At 72.6% G+C, this 20,709-nt stretch carries 21 protein-coding genes; 11 read left to right on the top strand and 10 right to left on the bottom strand.

Annotated elements, in window-relative coordinates; genetic code table 11:
• Positions 1-25 precede the first annotated feature (25 nt).
• On the top strand, positions 26-1,291 hold the full coding sequence (locus BMY04_RS04785; RefSeq protein ID WP_198409945.1) for an MFS transporter: 1,266 nt from the start codon (positions 26-28) through the stop codon (positions 1,289-1,291).
• Entirely contained in the window at positions 1,288-2,082 is a 795-nt protein-coding gene (locus tag BMY04_RS04780; protein ID WP_091178026.1) for a GolD/DthD family dehydrogenase, read from the top strand. Before BMY04_RS04785 ends, BMY04_RS04780 begins: the two co-directional genes overlap by 4 nt.
• A gap of 126 nt (positions 2,083-2,208) precedes the next feature.
• Here the strand turns inward: BMY04_RS04780 and BMY04_RS04775 are convergent, their stop codons facing one another.
• Positions 2,209-3,153, bottom strand: coding sequence for an MEDS domain-containing protein (locus tag BMY04_RS04775; protein ID WP_091178025.1), 945 nt, complete (start codon positions 3,151-3,153; stop codon positions 2,209-2,211).
• A gap of 308 nt (positions 3,154-3,461) precedes the next feature.
• Here BMY04_RS04775 and BMY04_RS04770 point away from each other — a divergent pair, with 308 nt between their 5' ends.
• Positions 3,462-3,950: a MarR family winged helix-turn-helix transcriptional regulator gene (locus BMY04_RS04770; protein ID WP_091178024.1), complete on the top strand. Its 489-nt coding sequence runs from the start codon at positions 3,462-3,464 to the stop codon at positions 3,948-3,950.
• Positions 3,951-4,132: 182 nt separating this feature from the next.
• Here the strand turns inward: BMY04_RS04770 and BMY04_RS04765 are convergent, their stop codons facing one another.
• The 6 genes from BMY04_RS04765 to BMY04_RS04740 all read right to left on the bottom strand — a co-directional run bounded on the left by BMY04_RS04765 (position 4,133) and on the right by BMY04_RS04740 (position 10,496).
• Positions 4,133-4,834, bottom strand: coding sequence for an alpha/beta fold hydrolase (locus BMY04_RS04765; RefSeq protein WP_091178023.1), 702 nt, complete (start codon positions 4,832-4,834; stop codon positions 4,133-4,135).
• Positions 4,835-4,967: 133 nt separating this feature from the next.
• Positions 4,968-5,885, bottom strand: coding sequence for a carbohydrate ABC transporter permease (locus BMY04_RS04760; protein WP_091178022.1), 918 nt, complete (start codon positions 5,883-5,885; stop codon positions 4,968-4,970).
• Complete coding sequence (locus BMY04_RS04755; protein WP_091178021.1) at positions 5,882-6,760, bottom strand: carbohydrate ABC transporter permease; 879 nt, start codon at positions 6,758-6,760, stop codon at positions 5,882-5,884. The genes BMY04_RS04760 and BMY04_RS04755 overlap by 4 nt, the downstream gene beginning before the upstream one ends.
• A gap of 56 nt (positions 6,761-6,816) precedes the next feature.
• Entirely contained in the window at positions 6,817-8,136 is a 1,320-nt protein-coding gene (locus BMY04_RS04750) for an ABC transporter substrate-binding protein (protein ID WP_091178020.1), read from the bottom strand.
• A gap of 120 nt (positions 8,137-8,256) precedes the next feature.
• The gene (hisD, locus tag BMY04_RS04745) at positions 8,257-9,582 is read right to left on the bottom strand and encodes a histidinol dehydrogenase (RefSeq protein ID WP_091178019.1); all 1,326 of its coding nucleotides are present in this window, start codon (positions 9,580-9,582) and stop codon (positions 8,257-8,259) included.
• A gap of 101 nt (positions 9,583-9,683) precedes the next feature.
• Positions 9,684-10,496: a nitrilase-related carbon-nitrogen hydrolase gene (locus BMY04_RS04740; protein WP_170853999.1), complete on the bottom strand. Its 813-nt coding sequence runs from the start codon at positions 10,494-10,496 to the stop codon at positions 9,684-9,686.
• Positions 10,497-10,613: 117 nt separating this feature from the next.
• Between BMY04_RS04740 and BMY04_RS04735 the strand changes: the two genes are divergently transcribed.
• Both BMY04_RS04735 and BMY04_RS04730 read left to right on the top strand, forming a co-directional pair.
• Positions 10,614-11,276, top strand: coding sequence for a TIGR03085 family metal-binding protein (locus BMY04_RS04735; protein WP_091178017.1), 663 nt, complete (start codon positions 10,614-10,616; stop codon positions 11,274-11,276).
• A complete protein-coding gene (locus BMY04_RS04730; protein WP_232506112.1) occupies positions 11,258-11,764 on the top strand; it encodes a DUF309 domain-containing protein in 507 nt (168 codons plus the stop codon). Before BMY04_RS04735 ends, BMY04_RS04730 begins: the two co-directional genes overlap by 19 nt.
• A 489-nt stretch (positions 11,765-12,253) precedes the next feature.
• Here the strand turns inward: BMY04_RS04730 and BMY04_RS04725 are convergent, their stop codons facing one another.
• Positions 12,254-13,663 carry an aminotransferase class I/II-fold pyridoxal phosphate-dependent enzyme gene (locus BMY04_RS04725; RefSeq protein WP_091178502.1) on the bottom strand — a complete coding sequence of 470 codons (1,410 nt, stop codon included), beginning with the start codon at positions 13,661-13,663 and terminating at the stop codon, positions 12,254-12,256.
• 117 nt (positions 13,664-13,780) lie between these two features.
• Complete coding sequence (locus tag BMY04_RS04720; RefSeq protein ID WP_091178016.1) at positions 13,781-14,305, bottom strand: Dps family protein; 525 nt, start codon at positions 14,303-14,305, stop codon at positions 13,781-13,783.
• A gap of 246 nt (positions 14,306-14,551) precedes the next feature.
• On the opposite strand from BMY04_RS04720, the gene BMY04_RS04715 reads away from it, so the two are divergent.
• Positions 14,552-15,181 carry a hypothetical protein gene (locus BMY04_RS04715; protein ID WP_091178015.1) on the top strand — a complete coding sequence of 210 codons (630 nt, stop codon included), beginning with the start codon at positions 14,552-14,554 and terminating at the stop codon, positions 15,179-15,181.
• Between the two features lie 3 nt (positions 15,182-15,184).
• Here BMY04_RS04715 and BMY04_RS04710 read toward each other — a convergent pair whose 3' ends face one another.
• Positions 15,185-15,631 (bottom strand): hypothetical protein, encoded by a 447-nt coding sequence (locus BMY04_RS04710; RefSeq protein ID WP_139209748.1) that lies wholly within the window; start codon positions 15,629-15,631, stop codon positions 15,185-15,187.
• An 86-nt stretch (positions 15,632-15,717) separates the two neighbouring features.
• On the opposite strand from BMY04_RS04710, the gene BMY04_RS04705 reads away from it, so the two are divergent.
• From BMY04_RS04705 to BMY04_RS04685, 5 genes are all read left to right on the top strand, one after another.
• Positions 15,718-16,764, top strand: coding sequence for a decaprenyl-phosphate phosphoribosyltransferase (locus BMY04_RS04705; RefSeq protein ID WP_091178013.1), 1,047 nt, complete (start codon positions 15,718-15,720; stop codon positions 16,762-16,764).
• The gene (locus tag BMY04_RS04700) at positions 16,761-18,233 is read left to right on the top strand and encodes a decaprenylphosphoryl-beta-D-ribose oxidase (RefSeq protein ID WP_091178012.1); all 1,473 of its coding nucleotides are present in this window, start codon (positions 16,761-16,763) and stop codon (positions 18,231-18,233) included. The genes BMY04_RS04705 and BMY04_RS04700 overlap by 4 nt, the downstream gene beginning before the upstream one ends.
• Before the next feature lie 25 nt (positions 18,234-18,258).
• Positions 18,259-19,014 carry a decaprenylphospho-beta-D-erythro-pentofuranosid-2-ulose 2-reductase gene (locus tag BMY04_RS04695; RefSeq protein WP_091178011.1) on the top strand — a complete coding sequence of 252 codons (756 nt, stop codon included), beginning with the start codon at positions 18,259-18,261 and terminating at the stop codon, positions 19,012-19,014.
• Between the two features lie 21 nt (positions 19,015-19,035).
• On the top strand, positions 19,036-19,641 hold the full coding sequence (locus tag BMY04_RS04690; protein ID WP_091178010.1) for a rhomboid-like protein: 606 nt from the start codon (positions 19,036-19,038) through the stop codon (positions 19,639-19,641).
• A gap of 233 nt (positions 19,642-19,874) precedes the next feature.
• Positions 19,875-20,555: a GntR family transcriptional regulator gene (locus tag BMY04_RS04685; protein ID WP_170853998.1), complete on the top strand. Its 681-nt coding sequence runs from the start codon at positions 19,875-19,877 to the stop codon at positions 20,553-20,555.
• Positions 20,556-20,709 lie beyond the last annotated feature (154 nt).

Raw genomic sequence — 20,709 nt, 5'->3', positions numbered from 1 at the left:
GGTGGAAGACCCATAGGCTGCCGATGTGGCGCTCGTGCAGACGGTCCCCCTCGACGCCCGGACGATCCGCCGCTGGCGGAACGCGATCATGACGGCCTTCGCGATCGGCGGCATCGCGGTGTCGACGTGGGGTCCACGGCTCCCGCAGCTCCGCGCCGACCTCGGCGTCGACAACGCGGCCATCGGGCTGGTCCTGGCCGGCGTGACCGTTGGGTCGGTCGGCGGACTGAGCGTCGCGGCCCCGCTGCTCGCCCGGCTGGGTTCGCGCCGCGGCATCGGCACCATGCTCTGGCTCATCGCCGCCGCGGTCGCGGTCATCGGGACCGGCGCCGGGCTGGCCCACTCGGTCGTGGTGACCACGCTCGGCTTCGTCCTCGTGGGGTTCGCCATCGGGTCGGTCGACGTCATGATCAACGTCGACGGCGCCGAGGTCGAACGGGCGGCCGGCCGCACCTGGATGCCGCTCATGCACGCCGCCTGGTCGGCCGGGGCGATCGTGGGGGCCGGCATCGGCGCGGGCTGCGCCGCCCTCGGGATCGCGCTGCAGTGGCAGTTCCTGGGCGAGGCCGTCCTGATTGCGACGGCCGGGGTCGTCGCTACCCGGTTCGTCCCCGTGCGCGAGCCCGCGGGCGCCGCGTCCGAGCGGGAGCCGGTCGCCGTGCGGATCCGCACCTGGCTGCGCGGCTGGAGCGACGCGCGGCTCCTGCTGATCGGCGTCGTGATGCTGGGCGTCGAGCTCGGCGAGGGGACGGCGAACAGCTGGCTGACCCTGGCCGTACGCGACGGCCATCGCCAGACCGACGCCGTCGCCGCCCTGTTCTTCGCCGCCTTCGCCGCGAGCGAGACGGTCGCCCGCGTCGCCGGCGGCCCGCTGGTCGACCGGATCGGCCGGGTGCGGGCCGTGCAGCTCACCACCGCGCTGGGCGTGGCCGGGCTGCTGGCGTTCATCCTCGCCGGGCCCGTGTGGCTCGTCCTGGTCGGCATCGTGCTCTGGGCGTTCGGGGTGTCGCTGGGCTTTCCGCTCGGCATGTCCGCCGCGGCCGACAGCGGCCCGAACCCCGCCGCCCGGGTCAGCGTCGTCGCCTCCATCGGCTACCTGGCCAACCTCGGCGGTCCGCCGGCCATCGGCTTCGTGTCGGAGTCGGTCGGCCTGCTGAACGCGCTGTGGCTCGTGCTCGCGCTCATGCTGGTGGCCCTGGTGCTCGCCCGCGCGCTGCGCCGTCCGGGCGATGGCATGATCCATCGCGACGGGACCGCCGACACCGACGGCCCGGGTCAGGAGCACGCGTGAGCACGACCACCACGACCTCGCAGGGTGACGCCGAGCCCGAGGTCGACCTGACGTTCCGGCTCGACGGCCGCGTCGCGCTCGTGACCGGCGCCGCCTCGGGCATCGGCTCGGCGATCGCGGACGTGTTCGCCGACGCGGGCGCGCGGGTCGTCGTCGTGGACCTGGACGCCGAGGTCTCGCAGCGGCGGGCCGAGCAGCTCGGCCGCGACGCCCTCGGGCTCGGCTGCGACGTGTCGGACCAGGCGTCGGCGCAGGCCGCGGCCGACCGGGCCGTCGAGCTCGCGGGCCGGGTCGACGTGCTCGTCAACAGCGCCGGCATCGTCGACCTGGCGCCGGCCGAGGACCTGAGCACGCGGGCCTGGGAACGGACGCTCGCCGTGAACCTCTCCGGCACCTTCTACATGAGCCAGGCCGTCGGGCGGCACATGCTGGCGGCCGGCCGCGGCAAGGTGATCAACCTGGCCTCGCAGGCGGCGACCGTGGGGCTGCTGGAGCACGCGGCGTACTGCGCCTCCAAGGCGGGCGTCCTCGGGCTGACCCGGGTGCTGGCGACGGAGTGGGCCGGGCGCGGCGTCACCGCGAACTCGATCTCGCCGACCGTCGTGCTCACCGACCTCGGGCGCAAGGCCTGGGCGGGTGAGAAGGGCGAGGCGGCCAAGCGGGAGATCCCGGTGGGCCGGTTCGCGCTGCCGCGCGAGGTCGCCGGGGCGGCGCTGTTCCTGGCCAGCGGCGCCGCCGACATGGTCAACGGGGCCGACCTCGTGGTGGACGGCGGCTACACGATCCGCTGAGCCGGCGACCCGAGGAGGCCCCGAGGCCTGAGCCTTGGGGTGGACGCCAACCTCTTCGAGGCCCCCTTCGACAGGCTCAGGACACCGCTTCGACGAGCTCAGGGAGCGTTTGCCCGCTCTGCCGGCCTACTTGCGCAGGTGCAGGCGGACGCTGGTGCCGCGGAGGTTCGAGCGGACCTGGACGAGGTCGCACACCTGGTTGGCCGACCAGACCGCATCCGTGCGTCCGCGCGTCGGCGGGCGCCGGCCGACGAGGAGGTCTCCGACGACGACGCGGTCGGAGACCTCGCAGACGAGCTCATCGGGCTCGTCCCACAGGCGCAGCCGGGCGCGCTCGGCTCCGCGGCGGACGCTGTCGACGACGAGGTCGCGCACGACGCCGTTGAGAGTGACGACCTGGTCGGAGCGCAGGTCACCCGCCGCGGCGCGCAGGGTCACCTGCTCGGCCGCCAGGTCGAGGGTCTGCTCGGCCACCCACAGGTCGGCGTCGGGGACGTCGAGCTCGGGCAGGTCGGCGCTGAACAGCTCGCGCGCGTGGTCGCGCCCGCGGTAGCTGCCGCTGCCCAGGTAGGAGTCGGGCGTCGAGATGACCGGGTGGCTGCGTCCGGCGTCGCCGAGGAGCGGCTCGGGCAGGTTCGCGGCGTCGTACGGGCAGATGAGCCAGAAGGGCAGGTCCGGGTCGACGGCGAGGTTCAGCAGCGCCTCGTGGAGCTGCGCCTCGGCGACCTCCTCGGGGTTGCGCCCCGCCCAGACCGGCTCCCCCACCCCGCGAGCCGGACGACCCGGGCCGCACGCCTCCTCGAGGAACTCCAGGAGCGCGGGGATGAGCCGGGCCGGGTTGCGCACCATGCCGTCGATGTCGATGAACCGCACCTCGGCGGCCCGGGCGCCCAGGTCGTGACGCAGCCAGCGCGCGTGCTCGGCGTTGGCGGTGACGACGACGGTCTCGCCCGCGTCGAGGCCCTCGACGAGGAACGGCACCAGGTGCCCGACGTACTCCGCCCGGGTGCGCCACAGGAACGCCTCGTGGCGATAGCTCTGCCGAGCGCGCACGGGTGCCAGTGCCGTCATCGATCTCCTGCGGTCGAGGGTCAGACCGGGGTCGGCGTCGGCTCTGCGAGCGGGACGCGAGGACGAAAGGTCACGAGGACGGCCGGTACCCGTACGGCGCTGAACTGATGCTCCACGCACTCTCGCCCCCCGGGAGGACGGGCCGACCGACTCGAACGACGGGACGACCTGGTCGTCCCCGAGCGAGCACCATTATACGTGAAACGTTCACGCATGAAGAATTTCCTGTGGATCGCTCCTCGGACGTGGTTACAGTCGGGCGCGTCGTCGCGGGGCACCGGGTCCAGTGCGGCGAGGAAGGGAGCGGCATGGCGGCCAAGGTCGGTGGTGACGTCCTCCGACTCGAACGGCAGGTGTGCCTCACGCTGGCCGTCGCCTCGCGGGAGGTCGTCTCGCTCTACCGCCCGCTGCTCGAACCGCTCGGGCTGACCCACCCGCAGTACCTCGTCATGGTCGCGCTGTGGGAGGCCGACGGGCCACTGACGCTCAAGCAGCTCGTCGGTCTGCTCACCCTCGAGGCGCCGACCCTGTCGCCGCTGCTCAAGCGCCTGGAGAACAACGGCTTCGTCGAGCGCCAGCGCGACCCGGCGGACGAACGTTCCGTGGTCGTCCGCCTCACGCCGCAGGGCGACGCGCTGCGCGAGCGGGCCGCTGAGGTTCCGCCGGCGATCTTCGCCCGGATCGGGCTCAGCGTTCCCGAGCTCCGGACGTTGCGCGACGTCCTCGACAGCCTGATCGCGCACACCGCCGGCGCCGACCCCAGGGTCGACGGCGACGCCGTCTCGAACGCTTCCTGAGCTGGTCGAAGCGGTGTCCTGAGCCTGTCGAAGGGGGCCTCGAAGAGGTCAGCGTTCCTCAGGGGGGCAGACGCCGACCCGTTCCGGGCCCTTCGACAGGCTCAGGGAGCGTTGCCCGGCCCTTCGACAAGCTCGGGGAGCGTTGCCCGGCCCTTCGACAAGCTCAGGGAGCGTCTCCATGCTCAGGGAGCGTCGGCGAGCCATCGCCGCAGGTGGGCTGAGAGCGCCCCGGGCTGCTCGAGCGGGGACAGGTGCGCGCAGTCGTGGAGGACGACGAGCTCCGCGCCGGGGACCAGGCGGGCGATCTCCTCGTGCCGCTCGACCGGGCACAGGCGGTCGTCGCGGGCGGCCACGACGAGCGTCGGGCACCGAACTTTCGCCAGCTCCGGCCGCTCGTCGATGCGGGTGTCCTGGAGCCGGCACTGGGCCGCGTAGGTCGGCGCCCCGAGCTCGTCCGCCATCGCCAGGATCTCGGCGTCGAGATCGGTCCGGCCGGGCGAGCGCAGCACGGGGAGCAGCGAGGTCTGCAGGGCCCGCGCGCCGTCCGTGCGGAGCATCTCGCGCTGCGCGGCCCACGCCTCGTGCTGGCCAGGGGTGGGGGCGTACGGGTTCGTCGACATCAGGCAGAGGCGGCTGACGCGCTCGGGTGCCCGGCGCACGAGGGCCATGGCGACGATGGCCCCCAGCGAGAGCCCGGCGAGCGCGAACTGCTTCGGCAGGACCGCGAGGAGACGGTCGACCTCGGCGTCCAGGGTGTCCGCCTCGAGGACCGGCGTGACGGTCCGGTCTGGCAGGTCGAGCCGCGACCACAGCGCCGGCGTGCAGCCCGACCCGGGCAGCAGGACGAGCGGCGCGGCGACGCCCGGCGCGTCCTCGGGAGTCATGCCGGGATCAGGTGGACGCGCCGGTCCGACGTCTCGGTCAACCGCTCCGCCGTACGTGCACGTGCTTGTCCCACCCTGCAGGTGTGGCTGAGCGGGTGCGTTTCACGACAGCGTGAAATGCACGACCCCCGCCTCACCCCTTGACGGCGCCGGAGGCGAGGCCGGCGACGAGGTACTTCTGCGCGATGAAGGCGATGGCGACGACGGGCAGGGTCAGCAGCACGGTGGCCGCGGAGGCCTGCTGGAGCAGCGGGAGGTTCTGCCCGATCTGGGTGGCGATGAAGACGGGGACCGTCTTGGCGTTGATGTCGGTCAGGACCGCGGCGGTCAGGTACTCCTGGAACGCGAACAGGAACACGAAGATCCCTGCGGTGAGGATGCCCGGGCCCATGAGCGGGATCATGATCCGGCGCAGCATGCCGATGCGGGTGCAGCCGTCGACCATCGCCGCCTCGTCCAGCTCGCGAGGGATCTCGGCGAAGAAGTTGCGCAGCAGCCAGATCGTGAAGGGCTGGTTGATCGCGATCAACGCCGCGGCGAGGGCGACCCGGGTGTCGTAGATCCCGATCGACTTGCTGATCTCGTACATCGGCAGCACGACCGCGAAGCGCGGCAGCGCGCGGAAGACGAGCGCCATCACGAGCAGGACGAGCGAGGCGGCGCCGCCGTAGCGCGACAGGGCGTACGCGCACGGCAGGCCGACGAGCAGCGCCACGATCGTGCTGATCACCGCGACCACGATCGTGTTGATCAGGTAGATGTAGAAGTTCGTGGTCTGCCACAGGTCGACGTACGGCTGGAACGTCGGGGCGAAGCTGAAGACCGGCGGGTTGGAGAACGCGACGTCGGTCGGCTTGACCGAGGAGAACGCGGCCCACAGGAACGGCGCCACCATGAGGATGCAGGTCGCGGCGAGGACGAGCGCCGAGACGACGGCGACGGTACGGCGGCGGCTGCGGTGGCGCTGGGGCTTGCCGCTCGCGACCTCCTCGGTCAGCGCCAGGGTGCCGCGGGGCGCCACGCCCTCGGCGGCGGTCAGGTCGACGGTCATGCGGCTCGGGCCTCCCGGACCAGGTTGCGGATGGAGGGGTAGAGCAGCACGAGGATCAGCACGATGGTGAGCACGCTGATCGCGCTGCCGAGGCCCAGGTTGACCGCGCCCTCGCGGAAGGCGACGTTGTAGATGTAGAGCATGATCGACTCGTTGCCGAGCGTCACCGCCTGCGGCGACAGCGGGATCAGGGAGTCGAAGACCCGCAGCACGTCCATGGTGAAGATCAGCAGGACGAAGCCGAGCACCCCGCGGATGCTGGGGACGATCACGTAGAGGTGCCGCTGCAGCGGCGAGGCCCCGTCGATCTCGGCCGCCTCGAGCGTCTCGGTGGAGACGCCCTGCAACCCGGCCAGGATCATCAGCATGGCGAACGGGAGCATGTACCAGACGACGTTCAGCGCGACGATCACCCGGTTGGGCCACGCGTCGGTGAACCACAGCGGATCACCCAGCGCGCCGCCCGTGATGCCGTTGACGACGTAGTTGAAGATGCCGCCGAAGTTGGTGTCGAAGAGCCAGGAGAACGCCACGCCGCCGACCACGTGCGGCAGCACGTACGGCACGAGCAGCAGGCCCAGCACGAGGGGCCGCGCCCGGCGCAGCTGGTTGACCAGGCTGGCCAGGATGTAGCCGAACACCAGGCAGAACGCGGTCACGACCACCGTCAGCCCGAGCGTGAAGAGCACGGCGCGACCGAGCCGGGGGTCGGTGAGCGCCCCCGTGTAGTTCGCCAGCCCGACGCTGGTGCCGGGCGTGCCGTACTCGACCTTCTCAAAGCTCCACCGCACCGTGCGGTAGAGGGGGACCAGCATGAAGCCGAACATCACGATGACGCTGGGCGTGACGAGCAGCCAGAACTCGCGTCTTCTCATGCCGGTCCCCTCTCTCCCTACAGGCGTGCGTGCGGTGAACCTACGGGGTCGGGGCCCTACGAGCCGGCCAGCACCTTCTCCGCGGCCGCCTGCATCTGCTGCGTGCCGTCGGCGACCGAGGTCTTGCCGAGGATGACCGAGCCGATGATGTCGGTCGTCGCCGAGGTGATCGGCGGGACCCACGGCTTGGCCTCGGCCGGCGGGGCGCCCTTGATGGCGGCCTCGGCGGCGGCGGCGTACGGCGACGCGCTCTGGTCGAGCCCGGTGCGCGCCGGGAAGGCGGCGGGGATCGAGGCCTTGGAGGCGTCCTCGCTGACCGACGCGGCGATCACCTGGAACAGCAGGTCCTGGTCGACCTTGGTGTTGAACGGGATGGACCAGCCGTCCACCGACAGGGCGCCGTACTGCTTGCCGCCCTTCTCCACCGACGGCGGCGCCGCGAAGGCGAACTGGTCGTAGAGCTTGGTGTTCTTCTGCTGGACCAGGTCGTTCATGCGGCCCGAGAACATGATGCCGATCGCGGCGGAGCCGTTGTAGAGCTGCTGCTGGACCTTGGGCTGGTCGAAGGTCGTGACCTGCGGGTCCATGTAGGGCAGCAGCGACTTCATCTCCTCGAAGGCCTTGGTGGACTCCGGGGTGGTGAAGTTCGGGGTCTTGCCGTCGTCGGCGACGAAGTTCTTGCCGAGCGAGTTCAGCGTGGCCTTGTAGGCGGTCGAGATGTCCGCGCTGGCCGACCACGGCAGGGCGATCGGGTACTTCATGTCGCCCGAGTCCTGCAGCTTCTTCGCGTCGTCGCGCAGCTCGGCGAACGTCGTGGGCGGCGTCAGGTTGTTCTTGGCGAAGAGGTCCTTGCGGTAGACCATCGTCAGGACCTGGGTCTGCATCGGCAGCCCGTAGAGCTTGCCGTTGTAGCTCATCGCGTCGCGCAGCGACTTGTCGATCGCGTCGAGCTTGTAGGTCGCCTGGTGCTTGGCGAACAGGTCGTCGAGGGCGACGAGCTTGTTGCGCGAGGCGTAGTCGGGCACGACGAACGAGTAGGTCTCGATGATGTCGTAGGTGCCGCTGTCGCCGCCGAGCGTCGCCGTCGTCTTCTGCACCTGACCCGCGAAGTCGATCGGGTCGTGCTTGACGGTGACGTTGTCGTGCGTGCAGCTCGACACCATCGTGTTCGAGTACGGGTCGACGGCCGAGGAGTTGTAGGCGAGCACGTTGACCGTGGTCGGCTGGGCCGGGTTGGTGAAGTCGCAGGCGACCTTGGTGGCGGTGGCCGCGCCCGTGCGGGAGCCGGCGCCGCAGGCGGTCAGGGCCAGCGAGGTGGCGAGCAGACCGACGGCCAGGAGCCGGGCCGAGCGACGGGTGGGACTTTTGAGGCGCATGGGACCTTCTTCTCGATCAAGAGGAACGTTGGACGCAGCAGGTCGAGCACGTGCACAGCCATACGTATTCAGTTGTCCGCTCGGACGGTGGTCCCCGGCCAGGGCCGGTCGAGCAGTCGATCAGTCGCGGGCGAGGATGTCCAACCGGAGCTGGGCGCTGTCGCGGTGGCCCGGCATGCCCTCGAAGTCGGCGATCGTGACGACGGGCCCGGCCTGCGCCTGCGTCGACGCCCGGGTCGCCTTCTGGTAGGTGAGCTGCTTCAGGAAACGGGCGACCGACAGCCCGGCGGTGTAGCGGGCGCCGCGACCGGTCGGGAGCACGTGGTTGGTGCCCGACATGCCCTTGTCGGCGTACGCGACGGTCGACCACGGACCGAGGAACAGCGAGCCGTAGTTGCGCATGTTCTCGAGGTAGAAGTCGGTGTCCTCGGCCAGGATCTCGAGGTGCTCCGGGGCGAGCAGGTCCATGATCTCGACCGCCGTCTTGGGCGAGTCGGCGACGTAGATCGAGCCCCAGTCGCGCCACGCGGCGCCGGCGATGTCGCGGGTGGCCAGGCCCTCGAGCTGGCGCTCGATCTCGACCTCCACCGCGGCGGCCAGCTCGGCCGACGTCGTGACCAGGCAGGCCGGGGAGCTCGGGCCGTGCTCGGCCTGGGCGAGCAGGTCGGCGGCGACCATCTGCGCGGTCGCGGTCTCGTCGGCGATGACGGCGACCTCCGACGGTCCGGCGAGCACGTCGATGCCCGACTGGCCGTAGAGCTGGCGCTTGGCCTCGGCGACGAAGGCGTTGCCGGCGCCCACGATCATGTCCGAGGGCACCCCGTCGAGCAGGCCGAAGGCCATGGCGGCGAGCGCCTGGACCCCGCCGACGGCGAAGACGCGCTGGGCGCCGGAGGCCCGCGCGGAGTAGAGGACGGCCGGGTGCACCTGGCCGTGCAACGAGGGCGGGGTGCAGCTGACCACGTTGGGCACGCCGGCCGCACGGGCGACGCCGACCGTCATGAAGGCGCTGGCGAGGAGCGGGAAGCGACCGGCCGGCAGGTACGCGCCGACGCTGCCGATGGGCACGTAGCGCTGGCCGCAGACGACGCCGGGGATGACCTCGTCCTCGAAGTCGACCAGGTGGGAGCGCTGCATCTCGGCGAAGCGGCGGGTGCGCTCGGCGCCCGCGTCGAGGGCGTCGCGCAGGTCCTGCGGCAGGTCGTCGGTGAGCGGGCCCCAGGTCGACTCCGGCACCTCGAAGTCCTCGCCGCCGGTCCAGCCGTCGAGGCGCTCGGCGTAGCGGCGGACGGCCGGCAGCCCGTCGCGCTCGATCTCGGAGAGCATGGCCGACACGGTCTCGATGACCTTCGGGTCGGACTGCGCCGCCACGTCGGGACGGTCCGGCTGGCGGACGACGGAGTAGGAGCCAGAGATCCGACGGGCGTCGGCCGGGGTCAGGTGCATACGTATAACCTAACGACGAGGTGCACCGGACCGCAACCAGGGCGCGCGACCCGTTCGAGGATCGTCACACGAGCGAGACCCGCCCGTCGGCAGCGCCGCGCCTAGCAGGAGGCGTACAGGTCGAGACGTCGGTCGTCGAAGACGTGGTTGCGACCGCCGAGACGCTTGTCGAGCGTCGCCTCGAGGTCGACCTGGGCCACCAGGACCGTCTCGATGCCGAAGTCCGGGCCGGCCACCCGGTAGCCCTCGTGGTCGACGACCACGCTCCCGCCGACCCAGCGGCAGCCGCGCTCGGGCCCGACCCGGTCGGCGACCACGACGACCAGCCGGTTGGTGGCGGCCGAGGCCATCGCCTTGGAGACCTCGGGCGGACGGGTGGCGGGGCTGGTCGAGTCGGGCCAGTTCGCGGGCGAGGCGACCAGCTGCGCACCGCGCAGGGCCACGCTGCGCAGCACCTCGGGGAAGGCCAGGTCGTAGCAGATCAGCGGGGCGACGAGCCCGACCGAGGTCGGCACCACCGGGGGAAGGACCGGGCCCGGCGTGAAGAGCTCGCGCTCGAAGTCCCACAGGTGCGTCTTGCGGTAGACGGCGAGCAGCTCGCCGCCGTCGAGGACGACCGCGCTGTTGTACGGCTTCGCCAGCCCCGACGCCTCGCAGAAGCCGGCCACCAGGACCAGGCCGTGCGCGTGCGACAGGGCCTGGAGGAACCGGACCGACTCCCCGTCGACGGGCTCGGCCCGCGCGGTGGACTCGGCGGCGTCGACGAACAGCGCTCCGCACAGCACGAGCTCGGGGAGCACGACCAGCCGCGCGCCCAGGCGGGCGGCCTCCCCCACCGACTCCGCGACCATGCGCCTCGTCTTCTCGGGGTCGTCGATGTCGATCCCGACCTGGCACGCCGCCACCGTGAGCACGCAGCGATGGTGGCAGCGGATCTGCGCGCTCGTGCGGCGTGCACGTGACGATCTGGTGACAACCCGGACGACGGTCCGACCCGGTGGGCCTGCTCCGCCTGTTCCTATGCTGATCGGATGGTCGACGAGCCCGCAGGGCACCGTTCTCGCTGGGTGACGACGGAGCAGGAGGCGCTGGTCGCGACCCTGCGGAGCGCCGACCCGGACGCACCCACCCTCGACGAGGGCTGGGACGTGCGCCGCCTCGTCGCGCACCTCGTGCAGCGCGAGCACTCGGCGGTCGCGATGGTCACCGACGCCGCGGCGCGGCGCCCGCCGGGCGAGGAGCCCGGCCTCAGCCGCCTGACCGGTCGGGCGCAGAGCCCGCAGGGGTACGCGGCGCTGGTCGACCGCTTCGCGGCGGGCGCGCCCCGCTGGTCGCCGTTCAGCTGGGCGGCGGAGCAGACCAACCACCTCGAGTACCTCATCCACCACGAGGACGTCCGCCGCGGCGGGCCGGACCCGGCCGCGCCGCGCGAGCTGCCCGCCGGGCAGCAGGACGCGGTCTGGCGCCAGCTCGGGATGCTCGCGCTCGGCCTGCGCCGGGCGCCCGTGGGGGTGCAGCTCGCGCGGCCGGAGGGGGCGGTGCGGCTCGCCCGCAAGCGCCCCACGGTGACGCTGACCGGTGAACCCGTCGAGCTGGCCCTGTGGGTCAGCGGCCGCCGCACCGCCGCGCACGTCGAGGTCACGGGCGAGCCGGACGCGGTCGCGACGTTCCGGCGGTGGGCGGCGGCCTCGTGAGCCCCGAGCGGGTGGACCGTGAGCGTGACGCCCGGGGCCGGGCGCAGAACGCCCGGCCGCGGGACGCGCTCGGACGCCCGCTCCCCCGCGGCGCGGTCGGGGTCGAGCGGGTCCCCGAGGACCTCGTGCTCGACCCGGCGCCGGCGCTGGTCGAGGCGCAGCGCCTGCTCGACGCCGGCATGCCGTTCCACGCCCACGAGGTGCTCGAGGCGAGCTGGAAGTCCGCACCCGACGAGGAGCGCGAGCTGTGGCAGGGGCTGGCCCAGCTCGCCGTCGGGCTGACCCACCTCCTCCGCGGCAACCCGAAGGGCGCCACCACCCTCCTGCAGCGCGCCCGGCGCCGGATCGGCCTCTACGCCGACGCCCCGCCGTACGGCATCGACGCCGCCGGCCTGGTGGCCTGGTGCGACGAGGTTCTCCAGACGCTGCCGGAGGGTCCGGGTGAGGTTCGGGTTCCGGTGCTGAAGCGAGCGCAGAACGCTCCCTGAGCTTGTCGAAGGGCCTCAAAGAGGTTGGCTGCTTCCTCCTGTAGGACGAGCAGGAACGCTGACCACTTCGTGGCCCTTCGACAGGCTCAGGGAGCGTTCCTTCATGACGGCCTCGCGCCTCACGCCCCCTGAGCTCGTCGAAGCGGTGCCCTGAGCCTGTCGAAGGGGGCCTCGAAGAGGTCGGCTGCTCCTGTGCAACGAGCAGGAACGCTGACCACTTCGTGGCCCTTCGACAGGCTCAGGGAGCGTTCCGCGGCTTCCTCCACAGGCTCACCGAGCGTTCCGACCGACGTGCCCCAGCTCCCGTCCTGTCGCGTTGGCTCACGCGAGAACGCTCCCTGAGCTTGTCGAAGGGCCTCGAAGAGGTTGGCGTTCTCAGCAGCTCGGAACGCTGACCACTTCGTGGCCTTTCGACAGGCTCAGGGAGCGTTCCTCCGGCCCTTCGACAGGCTCAGGGAGCGTTCCTCGGCTCAGGGAGCCTTCCTCGACTCAGGCGACCACGCGGAGGGTGGCGATGGTCGGGTCGGCGGCGTAGGCGATGCGGGTGCCGGCCGCGGCGGCGGCCTGGAGGCCGGCGAGCGCCTCGGCGGTGACGCGCTCCCCCGGCGCGAGCACGGGGACGCCGGGCGGGTAGGGCGCGACGAGCTCGGCCGACACCCGGCCGACGGCGTCGGCGGTCGGCACGGTCGTCGCCGGGGCGAAGAACGCCTCCCGCGGCGACAGCACGGTCTCGGGCCGGACCGCCCAGCTCGCCGACACCACGACGTCGCGCGGGCGTCCGGCGTGGCGGCGCAGCGACACGAGCAGCGCGGCGACCAGCCGGTCGACGGCCTCCGGGGTGTCGGCGAGGCTGACGATCGGCACGAGCCAGTCGCGGTCGGCCATCTCCACCTCGACGCCGGCGCTGCGCAGGTCCCGGCCCACGGCCACCCCGTCGGCGCCGGTGCCGGCCAGGCCGAGGACGAGCTTGGTGGGTTCGACCTGGTCGAGCACCGTCAGGCCCGGAACCTCGCCCAGCCGGTCGCGCACGGACGCGACGAGGGCGACGACGTCGTCGAGCAGGGCCTTGCCGTCGAGCTCGAGCAGGGCGCGCGCCGCGTCCATGCTGGCCAGCAGGGCACCGGCCGGGCTCGTGGTGTTGCCCGCCTCGAAGGCGAGGGCGAGCCGCTCGGGATCCAGCCGCTCGGTGCGGGCGAGGACCAGCGCGGCCTGCGAGTAGCCGGTCAACATCTTGTGGGCGCTGGTCACGAAGGCGTCGGCGCCGGCCTGCAGGGCGTGCGGCGGCAGCGCCGGGTGGAAGCCGAAGTGGCCGCCCCAGGCGGCGTCGACCAGCAGGGGCAGGCCGGCGGCGTGCACCACGTCCGCGACCCCGGCGAGGTCGCCGACGGTGCCGACGTAGGTCGGGTCGCCCACGAACACGGCGACCACCTCGGGGCGCTCGCCCAGGGACTGCGCGACGTCGGCGACCCGGACGCCGAGGGGCAGCCCGCTCGCGGGGTCGACCCGGGTCGGGAGCCACACCGGGTGCAGCCCGGCCAGCACCAGGCCGAGCAGCAGGGAGCGGTGCAGTGTCCGCGGGACGACCACCGCGTCACCCGGGCGCCCGACGGCCAGCGCCAGCGCCTGGTTGCCGTGGGTGGAGCCGCCGACCGAGAAGCGGGCGACGTCGGCGCCCCACAGGTCGGCGGCGCGGCGCTCGGCCTCCAGCAGGGTCCCGGCCGAGAGCGAGACGGAGTCCAGGCCGCCGTGCAGCGGGACGTCGCCGGCGACGACCCGCCCGAAGGCCGGGTTGCGCTTGTGTCCGGGGATGGTGAAGGGCGCCCCGTCCGTCTCGAGGGTGCGCAGGTAGGCGTCCAGCAGCGGCGCCTCGGCTCGCAGCCGCTCCTCGTACGAGGTCATGCCGTGCATGCTGCCAGCCGCGGCCGGCCTGGACGGCCCGTCGGGACGGAGCGGCGCGTGTCCTGCGTCTCGCCCGTCCGGACGCGGGTGAGCCGCGCGGGTGTCCCGCGCGGGTCGTCACTCGTGGATCGGCCGCGGCGTGGTCCGGTTGGCGACGCGGTTCTCGGCCTCGATCATCCAGGCCAGCTGCTCGAGACGCTCGAGGAAGCCGTGCAGGAGGTCGGCCGTCGTCGGGTCGGCCTCGTCGACCGCGTCGTGCACGCCGCGGATCGTGCCGGCGGTCGTGTAGATCGCCGCCACGATGAGGTCGACGGTCTCGGCGGTGTCGACCTCGCCCTCGGGGAACTCCTCGATGCTCGACGTGCGGGCGATCGTCGACGCCCGGCCGTCCGGCGTGACGTAGATCGAGCGCATCCGCTCGCTGATCGCGTCGGAGAACTCGCGCGCGGCCTCGACCAGCTCGTCGAGCTGGAGGTGCAGGTCGCGGAAGTTCTTGCCGACCACGTTCCAGTGGGCCTGCTTGCCGACGATGTGCAGGTTGATCAGGTCGACCGCCACCTTCTGCAGGTTCGCGGCGAGCTGCTCGTCGGCCTTGAACGCCGGCTTGAAGGTGTGCTTCTTCTCGGTGGTGGACGTCGTCATGGTGCGCTCCTTCGTCAGGGGGTCCTTCCTGATCGCCAACGGAGACCTCGGGGCGGCCATTCCGGGCCCACCGCGGCTTCCACCTCGTGGACACCTGCTGCCCGCCGCCCGAGAAGTTGCTGAGGACGCGGGCACGAGCCGACATTCGTCTGCAGCTCGACCTTTCGACTGGCAGTCTTCCGCGCGGCGACCCTGATCTTCCGGACGGAAGGCGCGCCGAGCACGTGATCATGGAGGAGCGCGACGATGGACAGGCGGATCTCGAGGGCGCTGGCGGCGGGCGTGGTCGTGTCGCTCCCCCTGCTGGCCGGCTGCGGCGGCGGGGCGGACAGCGGTTCCGGTGCACCGGCCGGGACGTCGGCACCGGCCACCAGCCAGGCCGCGGCCCCGAGCACGAGCGCGGCGGCACCCAGCACGCCGGCGAGCACGACCGAGCCGAGCCCCAGCTCGAGCCCCTCGACCGACACGGCCGCCGACAAGAAGGACGTGCAGAAGGCGTCCGAGAAGTTCGTGACCGCCGTCCTGACGATCGGCTACCCGGACAAGAGCTACACGAAGGACTACCTGCCGCGGCTCGAGCCGCTGATGACCAAGTCCGGCTACGCCTCGGTGAAGACCACCGAGACCGAGAAGGAGGGCACCAAGGCCCTCAAGCAGCTCTACTCCCAGCGCAGCCGTTCCTCGCCCGACCTCAAGGGGGACACCAAGGTCAGCGACCTGACCGCCGACAGCGCGACGGCCAAGATCAGCTACGAGAACCGCGCCCAGCTCAAGCAGGGCGGCGACTGGAAGACGATCAAGAAGCTCGGCAAGGACAGCGTGACGATCAAGCTCGTCAAGGACGGCGGGAAGTGGCTGGTCGACGACGCCAAGTGACGCTCAGGCGGCCGGGCGGAGGAGCAGCGCCGACGCCCGGTCGTCGCCGGTGAAGGTCCCGGCCCAGCCGAACCCGGCGAACGTCAGCGTCCGCGCCGCCGGAGCGTCGGCAGTCACCGCGAACCCGTTGGCCGCCGCCGTACGCCGGTAGAAGGCGAGCAGGTCGGCGGCCGGCGGCGCGGTCAGCACGACGGTCACGTTGTCGGGCTGGTCGACGCGGGAGCTGACCTGCGCCCCGACCGGCACGAACACGCGGTCGACCGGTCCGTACGTGAAGCCGAGGGCGGACAGGCTCACGCCGTCGGACGGGGCCTCGACCGGCGCGGTCGCGGCCGGCGGGGGCGGGACCGGGATGTCGGGCCGCCGAGCGGCGCCGCACCCGGCGAGCACCACCACGAGGCCGACGAGGCCGGCCACGAGGGCCCCACGCAGGGCAGGGGTCGCTCGCACCGGGCGAGGGTAGTCGAGCAGCGGCGGGTGGGTGGCAGCGCGGGCTGCCGAGGTTGTCGGCCGACGCCGATACCATCGGAGGTCTGATGACCGACACCTCCCCCCGGCCCGCCTCGTCCCGGCCGGCACCCCTCGACCCGGCCACGCCGCCGGGGCTCGAGCCGTCGGTCCCCGCGCCCACGGCGCCCGACGCAGGACCCGGCAGCGGCTCGGACGTCCCGGCGATCCCCGAGGAGCACCTGCTCGAGGAGCCGCGCCGCTCGCGCCTCCCCGCGGCGATCAGGGCCATGCGACCCCGCCAGTGGGTCAAGAACGTCCTCGTCTTCACCGCGCCGCTCGCGGCCGGACGGCTCTTCGAGCGCGACGTCCTGGTGGGCGCGCTGCTCGCCTTCCTCGCCTTCTGCCTCGTGAGCGCCACGGTCTACCTGGTCAACGACGTCCGCGACGTCGAGGAGGACCGCCTGCACCCGCGCAAGCGGTTCCGCCCCATCGCGGCCGGCGAGCTCAGGCCGCAGGCAGCCGTCGTGCTGGCCGTCATCACCGGCGTGATCGGTCTGACCATCGCCTTCTGGACGTCGGTGGAGCTCGGCGTGACGCTCCTCATCTACGTCGGCCTGCAGATGCTCTACTCGGCCTTCCTCAAGCACCTGCCGGTCGTCGACCTGGCGATGGTCGCGTCCGGCTTCCTGCTGCGCGCCATCGCCGGCGGCGTGGCCAGCGACATCGTGCTCAGCCAGTGGTTCCTGCTCGTGGCCGCCTTCGGCTCGTTCTTCATGGTGGCGGGCAAGCGCTACTCCGAGATCAAGTCGCTGGGCAGCGGCGCCGGCACGCGCCGCTCGCTCGAGCGCTACTCCGAGTCGTACCTGCGCTTCGCCTGGATGCTCGCCGCGACGATGGTGCTGATCTCCTACAGCCTCTGGGCCTTCACCAACGGCGGGACCGGCGCGTACGCCGTGCCCTGGACGGCCATCTCCATCGCCCCCTTCACCCTCGGGCTGCTGCAGTACGCGCTCGAGGTCGACGCCGGCAACGCCGGCGAGCCCGAGGAGGTCGTGCTGCACGACCGGGTCCTTCAAGGAGTCGGTCTCCTCTGGCTCGTGATCATCTCGATCGGAGTGTTCACCCGCGCATGAACGACTTCCCCGCCGTCCGTGACGACGTCCGCAGCGACGTCCCGGACATCCGCCCGTCAGCCGTCGTCGAGGAGCAGCCCCCGCTCCCCCAGCAGCTCGTCGAGCTGCACGGGTGGGGCCGCGCCGCCGGCTCGATGTCCCACCTCGCCAGCATCGACTCGGTCGCCGGCGCCGTCTCGGCGCTGCGGCAGGGCTCCGGTCGTGGCGTCACCCCGCGCGGGCTGGGACGCAGCTACGGCGACGCCGCCCAGAACGCCGGCGGCACCACCCTCGACCTGACCCACCTCAACAAGATCCTCGCCGTCGACGTGGCGGCCGAGCCGGCGACGGTCACCGTGCAGGCCGGCGTCAGCCTCGACACGCTGATGAAGGCGCTGCTGCCCTTCGGGCTGTGGGTGCCCGTCCTCCCCGGTACGCGCCAGGTGACGATCGGCGGCGCGATCGCGGCCGACGTGCACGGCAAGAACCACCACACGCAGGGCAGCTTCGGCAACCACGTGCGCTCGCTCGACCTGCTGACCGCGGACGGCGCGGTCCGGACGCTCGACCGACCGGGCGGCGGCAGCTGGGAGGGCCTCGACGACGACGGGCGGCTCTTCTGGGCGACCATCGGCGGGATGGGCCTGACCGGCGCGATCGTCGAGGCCGTGGTCGAGCTGCAGCGCGTCGAGACGGCGTACTTCACCGTCGACACCGACCGCTGCAGCGACATCGACGACCTCATGGCGCGGATGTCGGAGGGCGACGAGGACTACAACTACTCCGTCGCCTGGTTCGACGCGGTGACGCGCGGCAAGCACATGGGCCGCGCGGTGCTCACCCGCGGCGACAAGGCCAAGCTGTCGCAGCTCGAGCCCAAGCAGCGCCGCGACCCCCTCAAGTTCGTGGCGCCGTCGTTCGGCACGATCCCCGAGGTCTTCCCCAACCGGATGGTCAACAAGCTGACCGCCAAGGCGTTCAGCGAGTTCTGGTACCGCAAGGCGCCGCAGCACCGCGTCGGCGAGCTGCAGAACATCACCCAGTTCTTCCACCCGCTCGACATCGTGGCCGAGTGGAACCGGGTCTACGGCCCCAACGGCTTCCTGCAGTACCAGTTCGCCGTGCCGTTCGACGCGCCCGAGACCTTCAAGCGGTGCTTCGAGATGATCGTGACCTCGGGCCACCTGTCCTGCCTGAACGTGCTCAAGCGCTTCGGCCCGGGCAACCTGTCGCCGCTGTCGTTCCCGATGCCGGGCTGGACCCTCACCGTCGACCTGCCCATCGAGGCCGGGCTCGACAAGCTCTGCGACGCGCTGGACGAGGAGGTCGTCGGCGCCGGCGGGCGCGTCTACCTGGCGAAGGACTCGCGGCTCACGGCCGGACGGTTCCGGCAGATGTACCCGCGCCTCGACGACTTCCTGTCCGTCCGGAACCGGGTCGACCCGCAGCACCTCTTCAGCTCCGACCTCGCGCGCCGGCTCGAGCTCTAGTCCCGTTCCTCCCGGAAGGCACCCCTTGATCAACGCGACCGGCAACCCCGGCTCCCTGCTGCTGCTCGGCGGCACGTCCGACATCGCCCTGGCGATCGCGCGGAGGTACGCCGGGCGCGGCGGCCTGCGCGTCGTGCTCGCCGCCCGTCCGGGCGAGCGGCGGACGGCGGCCGCGGCGGAGCTGACCGGCCTCGGCTGCCGCGTCCAGGAGGTCGACCTCGACGCCCGCGACCACGCGTCGCACGCCGCGACGGTCGAGGCCGCTTTCAGCGAGGGCGACATCGACGTGGCGGTCGTCGCCTTCGGCCTGCTGGGCGACGCGGAGCAGGCCTGGCAGGACGCCGAGCACGCGCTCGAGCTGGCCGAGGTCAACTACACCGCGCCGGTGCACCTGGGCGTGCTCCTCGCCGAGCGGCTCAAGGCCCAGGCCCACGGCGTCATCGTCGCGCTCTCGTCCGTCGCGGGCGAGCGCGTACGCCGCTCGAACTTCGTCTACGGCTCGACCAAGGCCGGCTTCGACGGCTTCTACCTCGGCCTCGGCGAGGCGCTGCGCGGCACCGGGGTGCGGGTACTCGTCGTCCGGCCGGGCTTCGTGAAGTCGAAGATGACCGAGGGCCTGGACGCCGCACCGCTGGCCGCGACGCCGGAGGAGGTGGCCGAGGCCACCGTCGACGCGGTCGCGGCCAAGAAGGAGCTGATCTGGGTGCCCGTCCCCATGCGCTTCGTCATGTCGGGGCTGCGGCACGTGCCGCGGCCGCTGTTCCGCCGCCTGCCCGTCTGACCCGGGCGCGAGACGCGAGCGGTGCGGGCGGCGCTCGCGTACGCGTCGGCGTTCGGCGTCGTCGCCACCTGCGTGGCGTCGCGTCCGGCGCAGCAGCGCGACGTGTGGCTCGCGTACCTGAGCACCAACCTGGCCAACCTCGCCGACCACCCCGTGCGGGCCCTCGTCGGGTCGGCCTTCGTCACCGACGACCCGAACCTGCTCGGCTGGACCGCGCTCGCCCTCGTCGGGCTCGCCGCGGCCGGGGAGGTCCTCGGCGACCTGCGGCTCGGCGGCCTGCTCGCGGGCGCGCACGTGCTCGGCACCCTGGTCAGTGAGTCCGTCCTGGCCTCGCAGGTCCGGCTCGGCCTGGCCCCGGAAGCCGCACGGCGGATCCTCGACGTCGGCCCGTCGTACGTCGTCGCCCCCGCCCTGGCGCTCGGGGTCGTGTGCGGCTCCACCCGCGGTCGCGTCGCCGCCGGCCTCGGCTTCGCCGTGCTCGCGCCGCACCTGTTCGGCGGGCTGACGCACCTCGAGGTCGCCGCGGTGGGGCACGTCGTCGCCATCGGCACCGCGCTGGTCCTCGGCCCCGCCCTCGTCCGGGACCGTCGGGTCCGCCACGGCCTGCTGCGCGCCGACCTGCGCTGACGTGCGCCGGCGACCCGCTCCCGGAACGTCCACCTCACTGCTCCGAGCACCTCCGCGACCCGTGTCGTGAGGACGCCCGACGCACCCGGTGGGACCGACGTGGGGACGACGGCGGGAGCCGTGCCCGCCCTATGCTGAGCCTCGACAGATCGACCGCCCGGCACGGATGTCCGCGCACGAGCCGCAGCCGCCTGGTCGAGCCAGACACCTCTGGACGAGCGGGACGGGCGGCGATGGGACACGCGACGGTGGCCGGGACGCTGCTGCTCCCCTCCCCCGAGCCCCGCGCCAGCGACCTGGCCTACCTGCAGCTGCGGGAGATGGTCGTCGACCTGCGGCTCCCGCCGGGCTCGGTCCTCAACGAGCAGCAGCTCGCCGCCAGCACCGGCTTCGGGCGCATGCCCGTGCGCGAGGCGATCGCCCGGCTCGCGGCCGACCGCTTCGTCTCGGTGCTGCCCCGGCGCGGGACGTTCGTCAACCCGCTCGGGCTGGACGAGGTGCTGGCGATGTTCGAGGCGCGCGAGGCGATCGAGTGCGGCGTGGCCCACCTCGCCGCGCGCCGGGCGACGGTGCCGCAGCTCGAGCGGCTGCACGAGCTCGCGGGGCTCGCCGACGAGGTGCGCGCCGACGACGCCATCGAGGAGCACCTGCACGCCGACCACGCCATCCACACGCACCTGGTCGGCATGACCGGCAACGAGCTGCTCGTGGAGGCGGTCGAACGGCTCCTCCTGCACAGCCTGCGCTTCTGGCGCTCCTACTGGACGACCCACGAGCCCCGCGCGTCGGCGATGCTCTCGCACGCCGAGCTCGTCACGGCGGTGCAGGACCACGACCCCGAGGCCGCCGAGCACGCGATGCGCGCCCACCTGGCCGTCTCGCGCGGAACCATCCAGGACGCGTTCCGCCACTGACCCCGCGTACGCGTCTGCCCGCACCGGGTGAACTGCGGGGGTGCGGCGGTGCTGGTTTCCCATGAGGTCTTGGGAAACCGTCGCTCCGCATGGCAGATCTGCCGTGAGGAGTGCCGGTTCCCCAAGAGATCATGGGAAACCGGCAGCCCGCGAC

The organism is Microlunatus flavus, assembly GCF_900110855.1.
GTDB lineage: Bacteria > Actinomycetota > Actinomycetes > Propionibacteriales > Propionibacteriaceae > Microlunatus > Microlunatus flavus.
The sequence above is the reverse complement of the archived record's forward strand: the minus strand, read 5'-3'. Positions and strand labels throughout refer to the sequence as shown.